Genomic DNA, 17240 nt, shown 5'->3' with positions numbered 1-17240 from the left:
CGGGGGATCCCTTAGATGTCTGAAAACGTTCGCCAGGAAGCTCAGAAGACGCTCACGATGGTCGATGAGGTCAACGCCACCATCCTGCCGGAACCGGCCGATGCCAATGCCATCGTCCCGCTGAAGGAAGCCCCGGCCGAAACCAGCGAGGAAATCCGCGCCCGGATGGACGAGATCGACATGAGCGACACGAACTCCATCGTGTCCTTCGGCTCCGCCGCACAGGCCGAACTCCAGACGATTTCCCAGGCGATGCTGACGGACGTGCGCAACAAGGACGTGGGCCCGGCGGGCGACAGCCTGCGCGGCATCGTCACCACGATCCGCGGCTTCTCCGTGTCCGAGCTGGACGTGCGCCGCGAACGTTCGTGGTGGGAAAAGCTCTTGGGCCGCGCCGCCCCCTTCGCCAAGTTCACCGCCCGGTACGAGACGGTGCAGGCGCAGATCGACAAGGTCACCGACGACCTCCTGAAGCACGAGCACCGGCTCCTGAAGGACATAAAGTCGCTCGACCTGCTCTACGAAAAGACCCTGCAGTTCTACGACGAGCTGGCGCTCTACATCGCCGCCGGCGAGGAAAAGCTGGAGGAACTGGACGGCATCGCGATCCCCGCGAAGGAGAACGAGGTCCAGAACGCAGACGAGGGCGACCAGGTGATGAAGGCGCAGGAACTGCGCGACCTGCGCGGCGCCCGCGACGATCTGGAACGCCGGGTGCACGACCTGAAACTGACGCGCCAGGTCACCATGCAGTCGCTGCCCTCGATCCGTCTGGTGCAGGAAAACGACAAGTCCCTCGTGACCAAGATCAACTCGACGCTGGTCAACACCGTGCCGCTCTGGGAAACCCAGCTTGCGCAGGCGGTCACCATCCAGCGTTCGAAGCAGGCCGCCGCCGCCGTGCGCGACGCCAACGACCTGACCAACGAGCTTCTGACCTCCAACGCCGCCAACCTGCGCGACAGCAACAAGATCATCCGCGAGGAGATGGAGCGCGGCGTCTTCGACATCGAGGCGGTCAAGCAGGCCAACGCCGACCTGATCGGAACCATCGAGGACTCGCTGCGGATCGCGGACGAGGGCAAGGCGCGCCGCGCCAAGGCCGAAGAGGAACTGAAGAAGATGGAACACGAACTGCGCGACACGCTGGCTTCCGCGAAGGCCCGCAAGACCGGGACCGGCGACGTCGCCGCAACCGCGGTGCCGTCCTGATCATGGGCGCAGCGCGCGACATTTCCCGGTCCGCAGCACGGGCCAGGCTCCGGGCCAATGTCCCGGCCTGGGTCCCGGCGCTCCTCTGCGTCGCGGCCCTCTCGGCCTGTGACGAGGCGGCGCTTGCGCCCAGCCAGACCGTCGTCACGCCCGAAGCCCGCCCTGCCCCCGTGGCCGCCCCTCCGCCGGTCACCGAAGCGGAGCCGACGCCGCCCTCCGCCGCCTCGCGCGAGATCGCGGCCTATTACTCGCGCGTGCAGGCCGACAACCTCGCCCGCGGCCTCCTGCGCACCGACGGCGGCGGCCCCGACACGCCGTTCACCGACACCATGCTGGTGCGCAACTTCATGGCCATCGCGCTGGAAGAGGAATACATCCGCGGCGAGGGCCTGCGCCCGGCCGGCCCCGGCGCCTCCTCGGCGGTCAAGAAATGGACCCAGCCGGTGCGCGTCACCACGGAATTCGGCCCCGGCGTCCCGCGCGAGCAGATCGACTGGGACCGCGCCGAGGTGGCGAAATACGCCGCCCGCCTCGGCCGCATCACCGGCCACCCGGTGTCGATGAGCAACGACAACCCGAACTTCTACGTCCTCTTCATGTCGGAGGACGACCAGCCGCAGATCGCCAACCGCATCCGCCAGCTCGTGCCGGACGTGAACCCCAACGCGCTGCGCATCTTCCGCAACCTGCCGCGCGGCATCCACTGCCTCGTGATGGCCTTCGCCACCGACTACGGCGGCTACGACTACGGCACGGCCATCGCGGTGATCCGTTCCGAACACCCGGACCTGATGCGCCGGTCCTGCGTGCACGAGGAAATGGCCCAGGGCTTCGGCCTGACCAACGACAGCCCCTCCGCGCGCCCGACGATCTTCAACGACGACGACGAATTCGCGCTGCTGACCCGGCACGACGAGCTGCTGCTCAAGATCCTCTACGATCCGCGCCTGCGCCCGGGCATGTCCGCCGAAGAGGCGCTGCCCATCGTGCGCGAAAAGGCCGCCGATCTCGTCGGATCCGGCAATTCAAGCTGACCGCGCCCCCGCCCGCCGCCGTCCGACCGTTTTGAAATAAGGAGAGATTTCAATGCCGATCTGGGATTTCCTCAAGGGACAGTTCATCGACGTCATCCACTGGACGGACGACACCCGCGACACGCTCGTCTGGCGGTTCGAGCGCGAGGGCCACGAGATCAAGTACGGCGCCAAGCTGACGGTGCGCGAAGGACAGGCGGCGGTCTTCGTCCACGAGGGCCAGCTTGCCGACGTCTTCACCCCCGGCATGTACATGCTGGAAACCAACAACATGCCGATCATGACGTCGCTCCAGCACTGGGACCACGGCTTCCAGAGCCCGTTCAAGTCAGAGATCTACTTCGTCTCGACCGCCCGCTTCACCAACCTGAAGTGGGGCACGAAGAACCCGATCATGCTGCGCGACCCGGAGTTCGGCCCGACCCGCATCCGCGCCTTCGGCACCTACGCGATCAAGGTCGCCGACCCCGCGCTCTTCATGCAGGAAATCGTCGGCACCGACGGCGAGTTCACCACCGACGAGGTCGCCTTCCAGATCCGCAACATCATCGTGCAGGAATTCAGCCAGGCCATCGCCCGCTCCGGCATCCCGGTGCTCGACATGGCGGCCAACACCGGCGAGGTCGGCGGGCTGATCGCCAAGGCCATCGACCCGACCATCGCCGCCTACGGCCTGACGCTGCCCGAACTCTACATCGAGAACATCTCCCTCCCCCCCGAGGTCGAGAAGGCGCTCGACGCCCGCACCTCGCGCGGGCTGGCCGGCAACCTCGACGACCACATGAAGTGGAAGGCGGCCGAGGCGATGGGCAAGGGCGGCGCCATGGACCAGTCGATGGGCATGGGCTTCGGCGCGGGCATGGGCATGAACATGGCCCAGCAGATGACCCAGCCCTCCGGCGGTCAGCCCGGTCCGTGGGGCGGCCAGCAGCAACCGGCCTCCGCCGCGCCGCCACCGCCTCCCCCCCCGCCGGTGGAACACGTCTGGCACATCGCCAAGGCCGGGCAGACCACCGGCCCCTTCTCCAAGGCGGACCTCGGCAAGATGGTCACCACCGGAGAGTTCGACCGCGAAACCCACGTCTGGACCCAAGGGCAGGACGGCTGGAAGAAGGCCGGCGAGGTGTCCGAACTGGCACAGCTCTTCACCGTCATGCCCCCGCCGCCGCCGCCGATGTAACCCCTTCGCGGCCCCCGCCCGGATACCTGGGGGCCGCGCCCCCCGTCACCGCGCGCAAAGCCGCGCTCCGACGCAAAAGACGCGCCCCCCTTCCGCCCGGCCATGACACCTCCGCGCGCCACAGGCCGCCGGGGGCCCTCTCCGCTGCCGGCGCCCCTGCCACATCAGGACGCCCCCCCCCCGCCTTCATCTTGGCCAAAATACCTCGGGGGGCCGCAGGCGGGGGCGGAGCCCCCTCCTCACCCGCCCGACAGCGCCCGCGGCAGGGCGCTCATCAGCGCCGGGGCGTTGCAGGCGTAGGGCGGAAAGGCGTGCTCCGTCACACGCTCCACCGGGAAGGGCCGGAACGGATCGACCTGGCTTTCATACAGCAGCGCGCCATCCAGGCAGAGGTCCTGCGCCGCGCTGCCGATGTTGAAGCCGAAGCCGCCCGCACCGCAGCTCGTGCCGAAGCCGTCCATGTTCCACGCCTGCGGCATGTCCACGCCCATGCCCTCGACCAGCAGTTCCGGCCCCTCGGGGTCGAGGAAGAGCCGCCAGTCGGTCTCCTCGTTCAGCATCCGCAGGCCCCAGTGGCCGATGGCTTCGCCGTCCTTCGTTCCGTCGACGTGAAAGCAGATCAGGTCGCTGTCCCGCACCAACGGCCCGGACACGTCCCGCGTGTCGTATTGCAGCGCGCCCGACACCGCGTAGCCGCCAGACCCCTCCCAGCGGAAGGCCATGGTCACCGTCTCCGCCCGGAGCGGCGCCGCCAGCAGGATCATCAGGGTCGTTCGCAGGTACACGCAGCAGTCCTCCATCGTTTGCCCCGAACCTAACCGCCTGATCCCCTGCGGCAAGAGGTCGTCTCCGGCGCGCTTGCCTTGAATCGCGCCGCCCGTAATCTGAACCCGGCAATTCACCGGTGCCGTGCGGCACCGCAGCTTCGGGGATTTCACGGCATGGCCCGCCAAGAGGGATATTCCGGCCTCCAGATCGGCCTTCACTGGACCGTCGCGGTGCTGATCGCCGCCGCCTTCCTGACCCACGAGGACATGGGCCGCGCCCTGCGCAACCGCCTCGAATCGGGGGAGGACACCACGCCGCTGCACGTCTGGCTGGGGATCGGCGCGCTGGTCTTCATCGCCATCCGCATCGTCGTGCGCGCCTTCCATGGTGCCCCGCCGCCGCCTGCCGGTCAGCCCCGCTGGGCCGACCTCGCCGCGCTCTGGGGGCACCGCGCGCTTTACCTCCTGATGATCGCGGCGCCGCTTCTGGGCATCGGCGCCTGGTACGGCGGGCTGCGCACGTCAGGCGAGGTGCACGAGGTCGTGGGCGAGGCGCTGGTGATCCTCGCCGCCGCCCATGCGGTCGTGGCGATCCTCCACGCGGTCGTGAAACGCGACGGCGTGCTGACCCGGATGTTCCGCCCGCAGGTCTGAGGACCCGCGTGGAGCCGCGTTAACAAAGATGACGCTACGTCACGAGGATCCGCGGCGGACCGCGGGCGCAAAGGTTAACAACCGGCCGTTTCGGACCCCCGGACCGGCCGGTTTACCCCTTACAGCGCGTTCACCTTTCCGAACGAATGCTTCCGCCCTTGTGGTCCCGCACCCGGAAACCCCAACAGGTGCCCAGCGCACGGCAGCTTAACCCTACCGCACGCACCGGTGATAAAGGCCAAATGTGAACGCGCGCCGCCCTGCCCCCTTCCCCTCCGCGCCAATCCTCCTAGGATGACCGCAACCGCCATTGATCCAAGACGATTTTGCCATGAGTGACACACCCCCGCCCTTCGATTCCGCGCCGCCCGAGAAAGGCACCACGGAGGAACACCGCTTCCCCTGCGACCAGTGCGGCGCCGACTATCGCTTTGATCCTGAACGCAATATGCTGATCTGCGACTTCTGCGGATCGACCCGTGAGGTTATCGAGCAGCGCAGCCCGTGGGAAGGCGGCCTGAAAGAGCTCGACTTCCGGGCGGCGATCGACAACCTCCTGCCGCTCCAGGAGATGGAGGAGACCCGCGTCACCACCTGTCCGAACTGCGCCGCGCAGCTCGAATTCGACCCGGCGGTGCATGCCACGGAATGCCCCTTCTGCGCCACGCCCGTGGTCGCCGACACCGGGACCCACAGGCATATCAAGCCACGGGGATTGCTGCCTTTTGCGCTGGACGAGGCCGCCGCCCGTGACGCCATGACCAAGTGGCTGGGCAAGCTCTGGTTCGCGCCCGGCGGGCTTCAGGACTATGCGCGCAAGGGCCGCAAGATGAGCGGCATCTACGTGCCCTACTGGACCTACGACGCCAACACGGCCTCGCGCTATTCGGGCGAACGCGGCACGGTCTACTACGTGACCGAAACCGTGGTGCGCGACGGCAAGCGCCAGCAGGTGCAGGTCCAGAAGATCCGCTGGTCGCCCGCCTCGGGCCATGTCTCGCGCTTCTTCGACGACGTTCTCGTGCTGGCCTCCCGGGCGCTGCCGAAGCGGTTCACCGACGCGCTGGAGCCCTGGGACTTGGCCGCGCTGGAGCCCTACCGCCCTGAATTCCTTGCCGGTTTCCGGGCCGAAGGATATCAGGTCGACCTCGACGAAGGCTTTGTCGAGGCGCGCGCCCACATGGACCGGCAGATCGAGCGGGACGTGAAGTTCGACATCGGCGGCGACCGCCAGCGCATCCACCGCATCGACACGAACGTCTCGGACGTGACCTTCAAGCACATCCTGCTGCCGGTCTGGCTGGCGGCCTACAAGTACCGGGGCAAGACCTACCGCTTCGTGGTCAACGGCCGCACGGGCCGGGTGCAGGGCGAACGGCCCTGGTCGGCGTGGAAGATCGCCGTCGCGGTGATTCTCGGCCTGATCGTCGCCGCAGGCGTGGGCTATGTCTTCGCCCAGAACCAGTGAGGGGAGGCGGCGCAAAGCCCCGCCCTACATCCCGCTGCGCCCCGTGGATTAACGGATTCGTAACCCGTGACGGGCAATGTGTGACCACCCCGCGATTTGTCCTGCCGGTGACGACCGGAACGTTAACGGCCCGGTGCGCCCCGATGCACCGGGCATGTTTCTCCGGCCCCGGATCCGCAACATGGGCTTGACCCCTTCCGCATTCGCGTCTCTTCCTGATAGATAGCGCAAACACGAATGCCAGAAGGGACCAGACCCATGATCCTCTGCTGCGGCGAAGCTCTCATCGACATGCTGCCCCGCGAAACGACGGCGGGTGAGGCGGCCTTTGCCCCCTACGCCGGCGGCGCGGTCTTCAACACCGCCATCGCGCTTGGCCGCCTTGGCGCCCCGGCGGGCTACTTCGGCGGGCTGTCGAACGACCTCTTCGGCCAGCTTCTGGCGTCCACCCTGACCGCCTCCAACGTCGATCACACCCCGGCGGCACGCAGCGACCGCCCGACGACGCTGGCCTTCGTCACGCTGGTGGACGGCCACGCCAAATACGCCTTCTACGACGAGAACACCGCCGGGCGGATGCTGTCCTCGGACCAGCTTCCGGCACTGGACGACACCTGCAAGGCCCTGTTCTTCGGCGGTATTTCCCTTGTCGGCGAACCGGCGGCCGACACCTATGCCGATCTGTGCGAACGCGCGGGCGACCGCGTGGTCATGATCGACCCGAACATCCGCCCCGGCTTCATCACCGACGAACCGCGCTACCGCGCGCGCCTGAGCGCCATGCTGAACCGGGCCGACGTCGTGAAGATCTCCGACGAGGACATGGAGTGGCTGGGCACAGCGCCCGAAACGCTGCTGAAGCAGGGCGTGGCACTGGTGCTGGTGACGCGCGGCGCGGAAGGCGTGGACATGGTCAGCCGCGAGGGGACGAAGCGCATCGCCGCGCAGAAGGTCGCCGTGGTCGACACCGTGGGTGCGGGCGACACGTTCAACGCGGGATTCCTCGCCGGTCTCGACCGGGCCGGGCTGCTGACCCGGGAGAAGCTCGCCTCCGCATGGCTCGACGATCTGGCGCCTGCCGCCGACCTCGGCGCCCGGGCCGCCGCGATCACCGTCAGCCGCGCGGGCGCCAACCCGCCGTGGGACAACGAGCTGTGAGAGCCCTGATCCAGCGCGTCACCAACGCTCGGGTCGAGATCGGCGGCTCCACCGTCGGAGAGATCGGGCCTGGCCTGATGATCCTCGTCTGCGCCATGCAGGGCGATACGGAGGCAGAGGCCGACCGCCTCGCCGCCAAGATCGCCAAGCTCAGGATCTTCCGCGACGACGAGGGCCGCATGAACCGCTCCGTCACCGACACCGGCGGCGCGGCACTGGTCGTCAGCCAGTTCACCCTTGCGGCCGACACCTCGCGCGGGAACCGTCCCGGCTTTTCCGCCGCCGCCAGCCCGGACGAGGGCGAACGCCTCTACAACCACTTCGCCGCGCAGGTCCAGAAGCAGGGCATCCCGGTCGCCACCGGACGCTTCGGCGCGGACATGGCGGTGAGCCTGACCAACGACGGGCCGGTGACGATCTGGATGGACACCGACAGCTGATCCGCGGCAGCCCTGACGGGAAGGCCTTCGACGAGACAGGCAGCGCACCACAGGCGCCCCGCCGGCTCACGGTTCGTGGAAGGCCTCGCGCGATTTGTAGAGCGGTTTCAACAGGTACTGGAGCACCGTCTTCTCGCCGGTGTGCAGCTCTGCCTGCGCCTGCATCCCGGGCCGGACCTGCATCGCCGCCTGCCGGTCGGTCATCGCGTCCCGGTCGACGCGCGCCGTCACCTTGTAGTGCGGCGGCATCTCCGGGCGGCGCTCGTCCTTGAAGGTGTCCGCCGAGATCACGTCCACCCGCCCCTTCAGCGCGCCGTAGATCGTGTAATCGTAGGCCGACAGCTTGATCGTGACTTCCTGCCCGGGACGGATGCCCGCGATGTCCTCGGGCTTCACCTTGGCCTCGACATACAGTTCCTCGTCCAGCGGGATGATCTGCATGATCTCCTCGCCCGGGCGCACCACGCCGCCGATGGTCGTCACGCTCAGCTTGTTCACCACGCCGTGCAGCGGCGACACCAGCACCGTGCGGTTCAACTGGTCCAGCGACGCCTTCAGGTTCTGCTTGAGCGTCGCAAGCTCCTTCAGCGTCTCGGAAAACTCCTCGGCCCGGGCCAGTTCCGTGCGCGTGACGATCTCGTCGTAGGCGTTCTTTGCGTCCGCATGGGCCTTGCGGGCCCGCGTCACCTCGATCAGCGCGACCACCTTCTTGTCCAGAAGGTTCTCCATCAGCGCCTTCTCTTCCGCCGCCTGGTCGAGCACCTTCTGCGCCCCCTGCCGCCGCGAGATATAGTCGGACTGCCGCGCCGCCAGCAGCGCCTGTTCCGAGGCGACCATGGCGGGCAGGCGCTCCCTAAGTTCGTCGGGCACCTCCACCACGGAACTGCCGGACAGCTCCGCCTCGAGGCGCAGCCTTCGGATTTCCAGCGCGGTGATCTGGTCGCGCAGATCGTCGACCGAGGACCGGAACTGCGTGCCGTGCAGCCGGGCCAGCACGTCGCCGCGCAGCACCTCGTCGCCTTCCTTCACCAGCAGCTCGGACAGGATGCCGCCTTCGAGGTTCTGGATGATCTGCGGACGGGAGGAGGAGATGATCTCGCCCTCCGCCCGCACGATCTCGTCCAGCCACGCCATCGACGCCCAGACGATGAAGACCCAGACCGAAATGGCGCACAGCCAGATGGTCATCGACGGGCCGCGCAGCGACTTCGACAGCTGCGCGCCGAGGTTGGTGGAGGACGCCGCCATCAGGCCGCTCCCGTCGCTGGCATGGACGCGGCCACGGGGGCCGGGGCACCCGCCACCTGCGCGCCGCGCAGATGCGCCAGGACCTGGTCGCGCGGCCCGTCCACGATCATCCGGCCGTTCGCCAGAATCATCGTCCGGTCCGCCAGTTGCAGGATCGGCACCCGGTGCGTGGCGATCACCGCCGTGCGCCCCTTCAGCCAGTGTTCCAGCCGGGAAATCAGCGTCTTCTCAAGCGTCTGGTCCAGCGCGGCGGTGGGTTCGTCCAGCAGGCAGACGCTCGGGTCCTGAAGCCACAGGCGCGCCCAGCCGATGGACTGGCGCTGCCCGACCGAAAACCCCTCTCCGCCGTCGCGGATGTCGAGGTCCAGCCCCTTGGGATGCGCCTTCACGAAGGGGCCGAGGCCCGCGAAATCCAGCGCCTCGAAAAGCCTGTTGTCGTCCCGCTCCAGCAGCGACAGGTTCAGGTTGTCCCGAAGCGTGCCGTGGAACAGCCGCACGTCCTGCCCGAGGTAGCCGATGTTGCGGCGCAGGTCCTTCGGTTCAATCTGCGCCATCTCCGTGCCATCGACCAGCACCTTGCCGGCCTGCGGCTGATAAAGCCCGGTCAGCACCTTCAGAAGCGTGGACTTGCCCGAACCGTTGGCGCCCAGCACCGACATCACCTGCCCGGGCAGTATGCTCAGCGCGTTCACGTCCAGAACCGCCGCGCCTTCGGGATCGTAGCGAAAACTCACACCCTGCAGGTCGAAGCGGCCGCCCAGCGTCTCGCGGCGCAGGTAGGTGCGCGTGGCAGAGCGGTCCTGCTGCACCTCGGCGATGGAGTCGAGCCCGTCGAGCGCCGCCTTGACGTTGCCCCAGCGGGCAAGGATGCCCGACAGCTGGGTCAGCGGCGCCAGCGTGCGCGAACACAGGATGCCCACGGCGATGATCGATCCGACGGTGAATTCGCCTGCAAACACAAGGTACGTGCCGGTGATGACCGCCGCGACATAGGTGGCCTGCTGGACGCCCTGGCTCCAGAACGTCAGGGTCGCGGCCAGCCTGCGCTGGTCGGAGGATTTCAGCGCCTGCACCGCGCTCAGTTCTTCCCACAGCCGGGCAAAGCGATCCTCGGCGCGCTGCGTCTTGATGGTGTCCAGTTCGACCACGGTTTCCTGCAACAGGCGCGACTGCTTGGACGAGGCGCCCTGCATTTCCTTTGTCAGGCGGATCATGCGGCGCTGCATGAAGAAGCCCGGGACGACCATCAGGACACCGCCCGCCACAAGCACCCAGACGACGCTGCCCGCGATCGACCAGACCATCAGCAGGAAGACGAAGATGAAGGGGATGTCGGCCAGCGCGCCCACGGTTGAGGCGGTGAAGAACTCCCGCACCGATCCGAATTCCCGCATGGAGGAGAAGAGCTGCGACGGCGTGCGCCCCGGCAGGTCGGACCGCATGCCCAAGAGGCGCTTCATCAGGAGGCCCTGCACGCCAAGCTCAATCTGCCGTCCGGCCCCGTCCAGAAGCTGGGACCGCGCGACCTTCAGGAACCCTTCGAGCAGCAGCGCCAGTCCGGCGCCCGCCGCCAGCACCCAGAGCGTCGCCTCTGACTGGTGCGGGATCACCCGATCGTAGACCTGGAGCGAGAACAGCGCGACGGACACCGCCAGCAGGTTGGCCACGAAGGAGCCCAGGGCCACCTCGCCAAACTGTTTGGAGAAATGGCCGAACTGGCCCCAGAACCAGTGCTGCTTGCGCTCGACCGCCGCGTGGGTTTCCGCTAGGTAGGCGACCGGCGCCTCCGCCCGGATCAACTGACCGGAAAAGAACCGCGCGAATTCTGCCAGCTCAACCTCGGAGGTGCGGGACACGGTGGTGTCGTCGTAGATCGTCAGCCAGCCCGCCTCCTGCGACAGGACCAGCACAGCCTGCCCGTTCTTCATCACGGCGATGGCGGGCCAGAGACCGGGCACGAGGCTGTCGGGTTCGTCCTCAAGAGCCAGAAGGCCCGCGGCCTCGACCCCTGTGCGCAGGGCGTAGGCATCGTAGCTGTCGTCGCATCCGGCGTTCTGGGACAGGGCTTCGAGGATGTCGGTGGCCTTGGCCTCCACCCCGAGCCGCCCGGCCAGCACGCGGATCAGCGTCGCCCGGGCGCGCCCCCGTGTGCTGAACCGCGACGACGCGCCAGAGCCGTGCCCCGAGGGCACCGCCCTCAGCACGGCATCGCGCGCCCGGCCCGCCATATGCAGGACCTGGCTCAAATCGCGCCGCCTTCGGCCAGCGCACCGCGCAGGCGGGCCAGTTCAAGCTCCGCGCGGGCGGCCTTGTACTTCAGCTCGATCTCCGTCTCCAGCGCGCGGGCGTAGGTCTCGTAGGTGTTGACCACATCCATGACCTGCCGCTGTCCACCTTCGAACTGGCGCTGGAACATGTCGAGGTTCTGTTTCGCCGCCGCGGTCAGGCCCTTCGCCTCGCCCGCCTGCCGCTTGTAGGCCACAAGCCGCGACTGCTGGCTGGCGATATGACGATCCGCGGTCTCGCGCGCCTCGGCAACCTTGCGGTCGGAGGTCTCCTTCGTGGCCTCGATGGCCTTGAACTCTGCCAGCGTGCCCAGCCCGAAGAGCGAATCCGTCGTCACCTCCAGCCCGCCGCTGGTATCGCCGTAACCGTCGACCGATCCGGTGGCGGCGAGCCCCGGCAGATGGCCGGCACGCTCGATCCGGGCCGTGGCCAGCGCCTGCTCCCGCTCGGCACGGGCGCGCAGGACGCCCAGGGCCTCGCCGGCGGTGTCGTCGCGCAGCCCGCCCAGCCCGCGCAGGTCGGTCAGGGAGGTCGCGGTCATGGCGTTCAGTTCGGCCAATGCGGTCGCCTCCGCCTCCTGCGCCTCGGCAGAGCGGGCGCGGATCGAGGCCAGCTTCTGTTGCAGGACGTACAGGTCGGACGTGTTCGAAACGCCGCCCTGCACCCGCTGCTGCATGACCCATTCGAACTTTGCCATGTCGTCGTAGGCGCGGTTGAGATGCAGCGACAGGTCGCGGTTCTCCTCGGCGGTCACGTACAGCGACAGCGCGTCGAACACCCGCTGGTTGCCGTCCTCCACAAGCTGCACGGCGGCGCGCTCCACGTCCGCCTTGGCAAGGTCGCGCTCTGCCACCTTGCGCCCGTTGTCGAACAGCACCTGGTTCACGACCATTTCCGCGACCAGATCCCCGAGGGAGATCAGCGACACCCGCGGCCCGATCGTGGGCATCCAGTTCTTGCGGGCGGCCTCTTCCCGCAGTTTGGCCACGCGCAGCTCTGCCTCCGCCACCCGCGCGTCGGAGGCGATGACAGCATGCGACACTCGGGCGTAGGGCGTGCCGGAAACGATGACCGACGGCCGGGCCTGAAGGGCGGCGATGATCTCCGAGGCGTCGCCCGGCCTGACCACGGCCTTCCGGACGCCCGCATCCTGTTCGGTCGGAATCGTCGCTTCGGCGCCCCTGAAACGTGACACGAAGCCTTCACCTATATCCGTGGAACACCCTGCCACGATTGCCGTCATGGCGATCATGGCCAGGCTCCGCCTGTAAACTACACTCATTTCGTGCCCCCGTTGTCGGCCCGACTGCTCTGATTACCGGGATTCGGGGCCCGGTTGATCCGGACCTCCGAATGTCTTGCTTGTGCACCCTTTGCGCGGGTGTCCGTCTTCAGATCACCACGTTGGTGATGTCGTCGTCGATCAGGACGGTGGACCCGCCCAGTTCGAAGACGTTGAAGGTATTGCCGTCCTGCGTCACCGTCCCGTTCGCGGTGGCGCCGGTGATCGTCACCATGTCGTCCGACCCGCCGTGGATCGCGACCGTATCGGTCGTGGACGACAGCGCCTGGATCTGGCTTTCGGTGATCGTCAGCTGGCTGTCCTCGGCGAAGTGCAGGTCGATCGTGTCGATGTTGAACTGCCGCAGCGCAGAGGCGATGTCGTCCGACATCTGCACCTGGTTGGTGTTCGGATCGTCCGTCACGAGATACGCGCCCGAGGTGTTGCCCGCCTGGTCGGTGGACGCCAGCACGAGGTGCGTGCCGTCCGCGACCGTGTTCTGCAGGAACAGGTAAGTGTCCTGACCCGCCGACACGGTGTTGGCGATCTGCACCTCCGAGACGTTCGGGTTGCCGGAAGGATCGCCGACCTTGCCAAGGAACAGATCGTCGGCGGTGGTGTCGGTCCAGACCTGCGCCACCCCGCCGCCGCTGCGGCCGTAGCCGGTCCAGCTCAGCGTGTCGGGCGCTTCGGTGTCGATGCTCAGCGTCTCTGTGATGGAGGCGGTGTTGCCTGCGGCGTCCACGGCAGAGATCACCACCGGCGTGCTCAGCGTGCCGGGCGGGATCGAGGAGGACGGCACATCCACCGTCCAGCTTCCGTTCGCGGCCACCGTTGCCACATGGGTGTGGCCGTCGATCTCGATCTCGACGGTCGAGCCAGGTTCGACGTTGCCGGTCAGGGTAATGCCCGCTGCGGCCTCGGCAAAGTTCACCACGCCGTCGCCCGCCACCGTGCCGGTGGTCTCCAGCTGGTTCACCAGCGTGTCGATGGCAAAGTTGACCTGCGTCGTCGCCGTGTTGCCCGCCGCATCGGTGGTGTTCACCGTGGCAGAGGCCGGCATCTCGCCCGACGGAACCCGAGCGGCGGAGAAGTCCACCGACCAGTTGCCCTGGCTGTCCACCGTCGCGTTGTGCGTGACACCGTTGAAGCTGACAGAGACCGTGGCACCCGGCTCCGTCGTGCCCTTCAGGGTAAAGCCGTCAGACGCCTCGGCGGCGTTGATGACGTTGTCGCCCTCGACCGGATCGGTGGAGGTGGCGAAGTTCTGCACCTCGGTGTCCACCTTCACGCTGTCTGTCCGGGTCAGCGTGTTGCCCGCGCTGTCCACGATCTGCGCGGTGATCTGCGCGGTATAGGTGCCGGGCGCGATCTCGTTCGCGGCGAAGGGCGCGACCCAGTTGCCGTTGGCATCGGTCAGCACCCGGTGGGTGACACCTTGCATGGTGACATCGACATACTGGCCCGGGGTGGAGGTGCCGGTCAGCACCACGCCGTCGGACGCCTCGACAAAGTTCACCACGTCATCGGTTTCCACCGGGTCCGGGTCGATGGTCAGGTGGCCCGCGTCGGTGTCGATCACCACGTTCTGGGTAATCGTCTGCGTGTTGCCCGCGCGGTCGGTCGACACGGCGGTCAGCACGGTGGTCGTCTCGCCCGTCGGCAGCTGCGAGGATGCGAAGGACGCCGTCCAGTTGCCGCTCGCATCGACAGTGGCGTTCACCGTCTGCCCGTTCAGCGTCAGCCGCACCGCGCCGCCGGGTTCGGTGGTGCCGGTCAGGGTCAGACCCTGCGAGACTTCGGCGGCGTTCATCACCCCGTCCGCGCCACCGGGCGTGGAGGTCAGGGCAAAGTTGCGCACAAAGGTGTCCACCTCGACGCTGCCGGATGCGGTGGCCGCGTTACCGGCGGCGTCGACGGAAGTGGCGCTGGCGGTCAGCGTCGTCTCGCCCGTCGGGATCTCGGCCGCGGCGAAATTCGTGCTCCAGGTGCCGTCTGCGGCGACGGTCGCTGCGTGGGTCACGTTGCCCAGCGTCACCTGCACCGAGGAGCCGGGCTGGGTCGTGCCGGTCAGCACTACACCATCCGCGCGCTCGGCGAAGTTGATGACACCGTCGGTTTCCACGGTGGAGGTGGCGATGGTGACGGTGTTCAGCGTGTCCACGGCGATGCTGCCGGAGGTGCTGGCGCTGTTGCCCGCCACGTCAGTCGAGGTGACGGCCACGTTCACCGCCGTTTCGCCCGCCGGGATCGACGCGGCGGGGACCGTGACGCTCCACGTGCCGTTCGCATTGGCCACCGTGTCGATGGCAAAGGGCGTGCCGCCCGCGGCGCCGACCGTGCCTGTGATGCGCGCGCCCGGCTCAGCGTTGCCGGTGAGGACAAAGCCGTCCTGCGCCTCGGTCGCGTTCACCACGCCGTCGCCTTCGACGGTCGCAGTGTTCACGGTCACGGCGGTCTGGGTGTCGACGGCGATGCTGACGGTCTGCGTCGCGGTATTGCCCGCAAGATCGGTCGCGGTGACGGAAGCGCCCAGCGTGCCGACCCCTTCGGGGATCAGCGCGGGGGGCACGGTCACGCTCCACGCGCCGGTGTTGTCGGCGGTGGCGCTCAGGGTCTGGCCGCCGATGGCGACGGCAATGGTCGCGCCCGGCTCTGCCCCGCCCGTCAGGGTCACGCCCGCCGCGCGTTCCGACGCGTTCACCACGAAGTCGGCATCGTCGAAGCTGGCGAAGAGCGAGGTGTTGCGGTCCACCGTCACGGTGCCGGATGTGGATGTGGTGTTGCCTGCGGCATCCACGGCCGTGGCCGTCAGCGTGCCGGTGTAGCCCAGCTCCGAATGGCCCGGCGCGCCGTCGATCAGCGACGGCGAGAAGTCGAGCGTCCAGGTTCCGTCCTGCGCCACGGTCGTCGTGCCCAGCGTCAGCCCGCCGGAGGTCACGGTGATCGCCGATCCGGCCTCACCCGTGCCGGTCACGGTCACGTCAGAGCCGTACTCCGCACCGTTCACCACGCCGTCGACGGCAACGCTGCCGGTGTCGATGGTCACGGCCTGCTCGGTATCCACGTCAAAGCTGTGCGAGGTCGTGGAGACGTTGCCCGCGGCATCGGTGGAGGTGACATCCGCCGTGGCCGTATAGGTGCCCGGCGCGAGGTCGCCGCTGCCGAAGGTCACGGACCACGCGCCGCTGGAATCGGCGGTCGCGGTCTGGGTCACGCCGGCGATCACCACGGAAATCGCATTGCCCGGCTGGGACGTACCGCTCAGCGTCACACCGGCGGCATGTTCGGCGGCAGAGATCAGGTCGTCCCCGGTCAGCGGCACGTTGTCGAGCGCCACCATGTTGACCGTGTCGATCTGAACCTGATCGGTGACCGTGGTGCTGTTGCCGAAGGCATCGGTGGCGGTCATCGAGAAATCGGTGACGTATTCGCCTTCGGGGAAGACGGTGTCGTCGAAGGTGAAGCTCCACGCGCCGTCCATGCCGATGATCACCGTTTCCGACACGGTGCCGATGGTGATCGTCAGTTCCGCGCCCGGCTCGCCGGTCCCGGTGATCGTCACGCCATCGGAATGATCGACCGCGTTGACGATGTCGCCCAGCGAGACGGTGCCATCCGTGATGTCGATGGCCGGGGGCGTCGTGTCGATCACGAAGGACGGGCCGTCGAGATCGGTGACCGTGCCGTTCGGATCGGTGACGGTGACGTCGATGTCCTCGTAGCTGCCGTCATCGGGAAACTCGGGGCCGGTGAAGATCACCTCCCACGTGCGGTCCTCGCCGGCGGTCGCGGTGACCGTGTCGTCGCCGATCACCACCTCGATCACCGAACCGGGGTTGGCCGTGCCGGTGACGGTCAGGGTGGGATCGTCGTTGCCGCTGATGCTGTAGGATTCATCCGGGTTGTCGACGGTCGGCGCGATCCAGTTGTCGCCCGAGGACCCGTCGCCGCCATCGCCACCGCCCTTGCCGCCGACAAGAAGCGGCAGACCCAGAAGCGCGCCAAGGCCGCCGGCCCCCGCGCCGCCAAGGCCGAGCAGCGGCAGAGCTGCGAGCATCGTGGCCTCTTCGCCCTCCCCGTCGAAGTCGGAAACACCCTGTGCCACGACTTCCGGATCGTCGATGAAGATAAGCGAGTCGGACGGGCTCCACTTGCCCCATGTCTCCGTCGGACCGTACTGAGCGAACAGGACGCCGCCCTCGGTCTCGACGAAGCTGACCTCGTTCAGTTCGCCGTTGGCGCTGATGAAGAGACGGCTGTTCGTGGCGCCCGCGCTGCCCGAACTGAAGTAGTCCTCCAGCACGATCACACGGCCATCGGCGAGGGTGATCAACAGGTCATTGGCCGCCCGGTCGTAGCCGCGCAGGTCGCTCTGACCGATGTTGAGGGAAATATCGTTACCTGCGCCGCCAGCAAGAAGAAAACCTTGTCCTTCACCACCAACGGAACCGCGTTCCACCGCACCCTCAGGGGTACGGATCACGAATTCAATCGCATTCATCACTACA

At 67.7% G+C, this 17240-nt stretch carries 12 protein-coding genes; 7 read left to right on the top strand and 5 right to left on the bottom strand.

The window, feature by feature from the left end; genetic code table 11:
- Positions 1–15 precede the first annotated feature (15 nt).
- The 3 genes from QNI11_RS00945 to QNI11_RS00935 are packed head-to-tail and all read left to right on the top strand — an operon-like array spanning position 16 to position 3426.
- Entirely contained in the window at positions 16–1212 is a 1197-nt protein-coding gene (locus tag QNI11_RS00945; RefSeq protein ID WP_100928227.1) for a toxic anion resistance protein, read from the top strand.
- A 2-nt stretch (positions 1213–1214) separates the two neighbouring features.
- A complete protein-coding gene (locus tag QNI11_RS00940) occupies positions 1215–2246 on the top strand; it encodes a DUF2927 domain-containing protein (RefSeq protein WP_283981994.1) in 1032 nt (343 codons plus the stop codon).
- Positions 2247–2298: 52 nt separating this feature from the next.
- The gene (locus QNI11_RS00935; RefSeq protein ID WP_283981993.1) at positions 2299–3426 is read left to right on the top strand and encodes an SPFH domain-containing protein; all 1128 of its coding nucleotides are present in this window, start codon (positions 2299–2301) and stop codon (positions 3424–3426) included.
- Positions 3427–3665: 239 nt separating this feature from the next.
- On the opposite strand, the gene QNI11_RS00930 is transcribed toward QNI11_RS00935, so the two are convergent.
- Positions 3666–4211 (bottom strand): hypothetical protein, encoded by a 546-nt coding sequence (locus tag QNI11_RS00930; RefSeq protein WP_283981992.1) that lies wholly within the window; start codon positions 4209–4211, stop codon positions 3666–3668.
- Positions 4212–4367: 156 nt separating this feature from the next.
- Here QNI11_RS00930 and QNI11_RS00925 point away from each other — a divergent pair, with 156 nt between their 5' ends.
- The 4 genes from QNI11_RS00925 (at position 4368) to dtd (ending at position 7913) form a co-directional block, all read left to right on the top strand.
- Entirely contained in the window at positions 4368–4847 is a 480-nt protein-coding gene (locus QNI11_RS00925; protein WP_283981991.1) for a cytochrome b, read from the top strand.
- 331 nt (positions 4848–5178) lie between these two features.
- The gene (locus QNI11_RS00920) at positions 5179–6315 is read left to right on the top strand and encodes a TFIIB-type zinc finger domain-containing protein (protein WP_283981990.1); all 1137 of its coding nucleotides are present in this window, start codon (positions 5179–5181) and stop codon (positions 6313–6315) included.
- Between the two features lie 258 nt (positions 6316–6573).
- Complete coding sequence (locus QNI11_RS00915; RefSeq protein ID WP_100928232.1) at positions 6574–7473, top strand: carbohydrate kinase; 900 nt, start codon at positions 6574–6576, stop codon at positions 7471–7473.
- Positions 7470–7913 carry a D-aminoacyl-tRNA deacylase gene (dtd, locus tag QNI11_RS00910; RefSeq protein WP_100928233.1) on the top strand — a complete coding sequence of 148 codons (444 nt, stop codon included), beginning with the start codon at positions 7470–7472 and terminating at the stop codon, positions 7911–7913. The genes QNI11_RS00915 and dtd overlap by 4 nt, the downstream gene beginning before the upstream one ends.
- A gap of 66 nt (positions 7914–7979) precedes the next feature.
- On the opposite strand, the gene QNI11_RS00905 is transcribed toward dtd, so the two are convergent.
- The 4 genes from QNI11_RS00905 to QNI11_RS00890 all read right to left on the bottom strand — a co-directional run bounded on the left by QNI11_RS00905 (position 7980) and on the right by QNI11_RS00890 (position 17233).
- Entirely contained in the window at positions 7980–9161 is a 1182-nt protein-coding gene (locus QNI11_RS00905) for an HlyD family efflux transporter periplasmic adaptor subunit (protein WP_283981989.1), read from the bottom strand.
- Positions 9161–11389, bottom strand: coding sequence for an ATP-binding cassette domain-containing protein (locus QNI11_RS00900; protein WP_283983471.1), 2229 nt, complete (start codon positions 11387–11389; stop codon positions 9161–9163). Before QNI11_RS00900 ends, QNI11_RS00905 begins: the two co-directional genes overlap by 1 nt.
- Positions 11390–11403: 14 nt before the next feature.
- Positions 11404–12642 (bottom strand): TolC family protein, encoded by a 1239-nt coding sequence (locus QNI11_RS00895; RefSeq protein ID WP_283981988.1) that lies wholly within the window; start codon positions 12640–12642, stop codon positions 11404–11406.
- A gap of 196 nt (positions 12643–12838) precedes the next feature.
- The gene (locus QNI11_RS00890) at positions 12839–17233 is read right to left on the bottom strand and encodes an Ig-like domain-containing protein (RefSeq protein WP_283981987.1); all 4395 of its coding nucleotides are present in this window, start codon (positions 17231–17233) and stop codon (positions 12839–12841) included.
- Positions 17234–17240: the final 7 nt, after the last annotated feature.

It is taken from the genome of Sagittula sp. MA-2, assembly GCF_030126985.1.
In the GTDB taxonomy this organism is placed as follows: domain Bacteria; phylum Pseudomonadota; class Alphaproteobacteria; order Rhodobacterales; family Rhodobacteraceae; genus Sagittula.
The sequence above is the reverse complement of the archived record's forward strand: the minus strand, read 5'-3'. Positions and strand labels throughout refer to the sequence as shown.

What these genes read in the sequence shown, in the direction of transcription:
- QNI11_RS00945 (WP_100928227.1), top strand. Translation starts at nt 16, where the DNA reads ATGTCTGAAAACGTTCGCCAGGAAGCTCAGAAGACGCTCACGATGGTC.
- QNI11_RS00940 (WP_283981994.1), top strand. Translation starts at nt 1,215, where the DNA reads ATGGGCGCAGCGCGCGACATTTCCCGGTCCGCAGCACGGGCCAGGCTC.
- QNI11_RS00935 (WP_283981993.1), top strand. Translation starts at nt 2,299, where the DNA reads ATGCCGATCTGGGATTTCCTCAAGGGACAGTTCATCGACGTCATCCAC.
- QNI11_RS00925 (WP_283981991.1), top strand. Translation starts at nt 4,368, where the DNA reads ATGGCCCGCCAAGAGGGATATTCCGGCCTCCAGATCGGCCTTCACTGG.
- QNI11_RS00920 (WP_283981990.1), top strand. Translation starts at nt 5,179, where the DNA reads ATGAGTGACACACCCCCGCCCTTCGATTCCGCGCCGCCCGAGAAAGGC.
- QNI11_RS00915 (WP_100928232.1), top strand. Translation starts at nt 6,574, where the DNA reads ATGATCCTCTGCTGCGGCGAAGCTCTCATCGACATGCTGCCCCGCGAA.
- QNI11_RS00905 (WP_283981989.1), bottom strand. Translation starts at nt 9,161, where the DNA reads ATGGCGGCGTCCTCCACCAACCTCGGCGCGCAGCTGTCGAAGTCGCTG.
- QNI11_RS00900 (WP_283983471.1), bottom strand. Translation starts at nt 11,389, where the DNA reads ATGGCGGGCCGGGCGCGCGATGCCGTGCTGAGGGCGGTGCCCTCGGGG.
- QNI11_RS00890 (WP_283981987.1), bottom strand. Translation starts at nt 17,233, where the DNA reads ATGAATGCGATTGAATTCGTGATCCGTACCCCTGAGGGTGCGGTGGAA.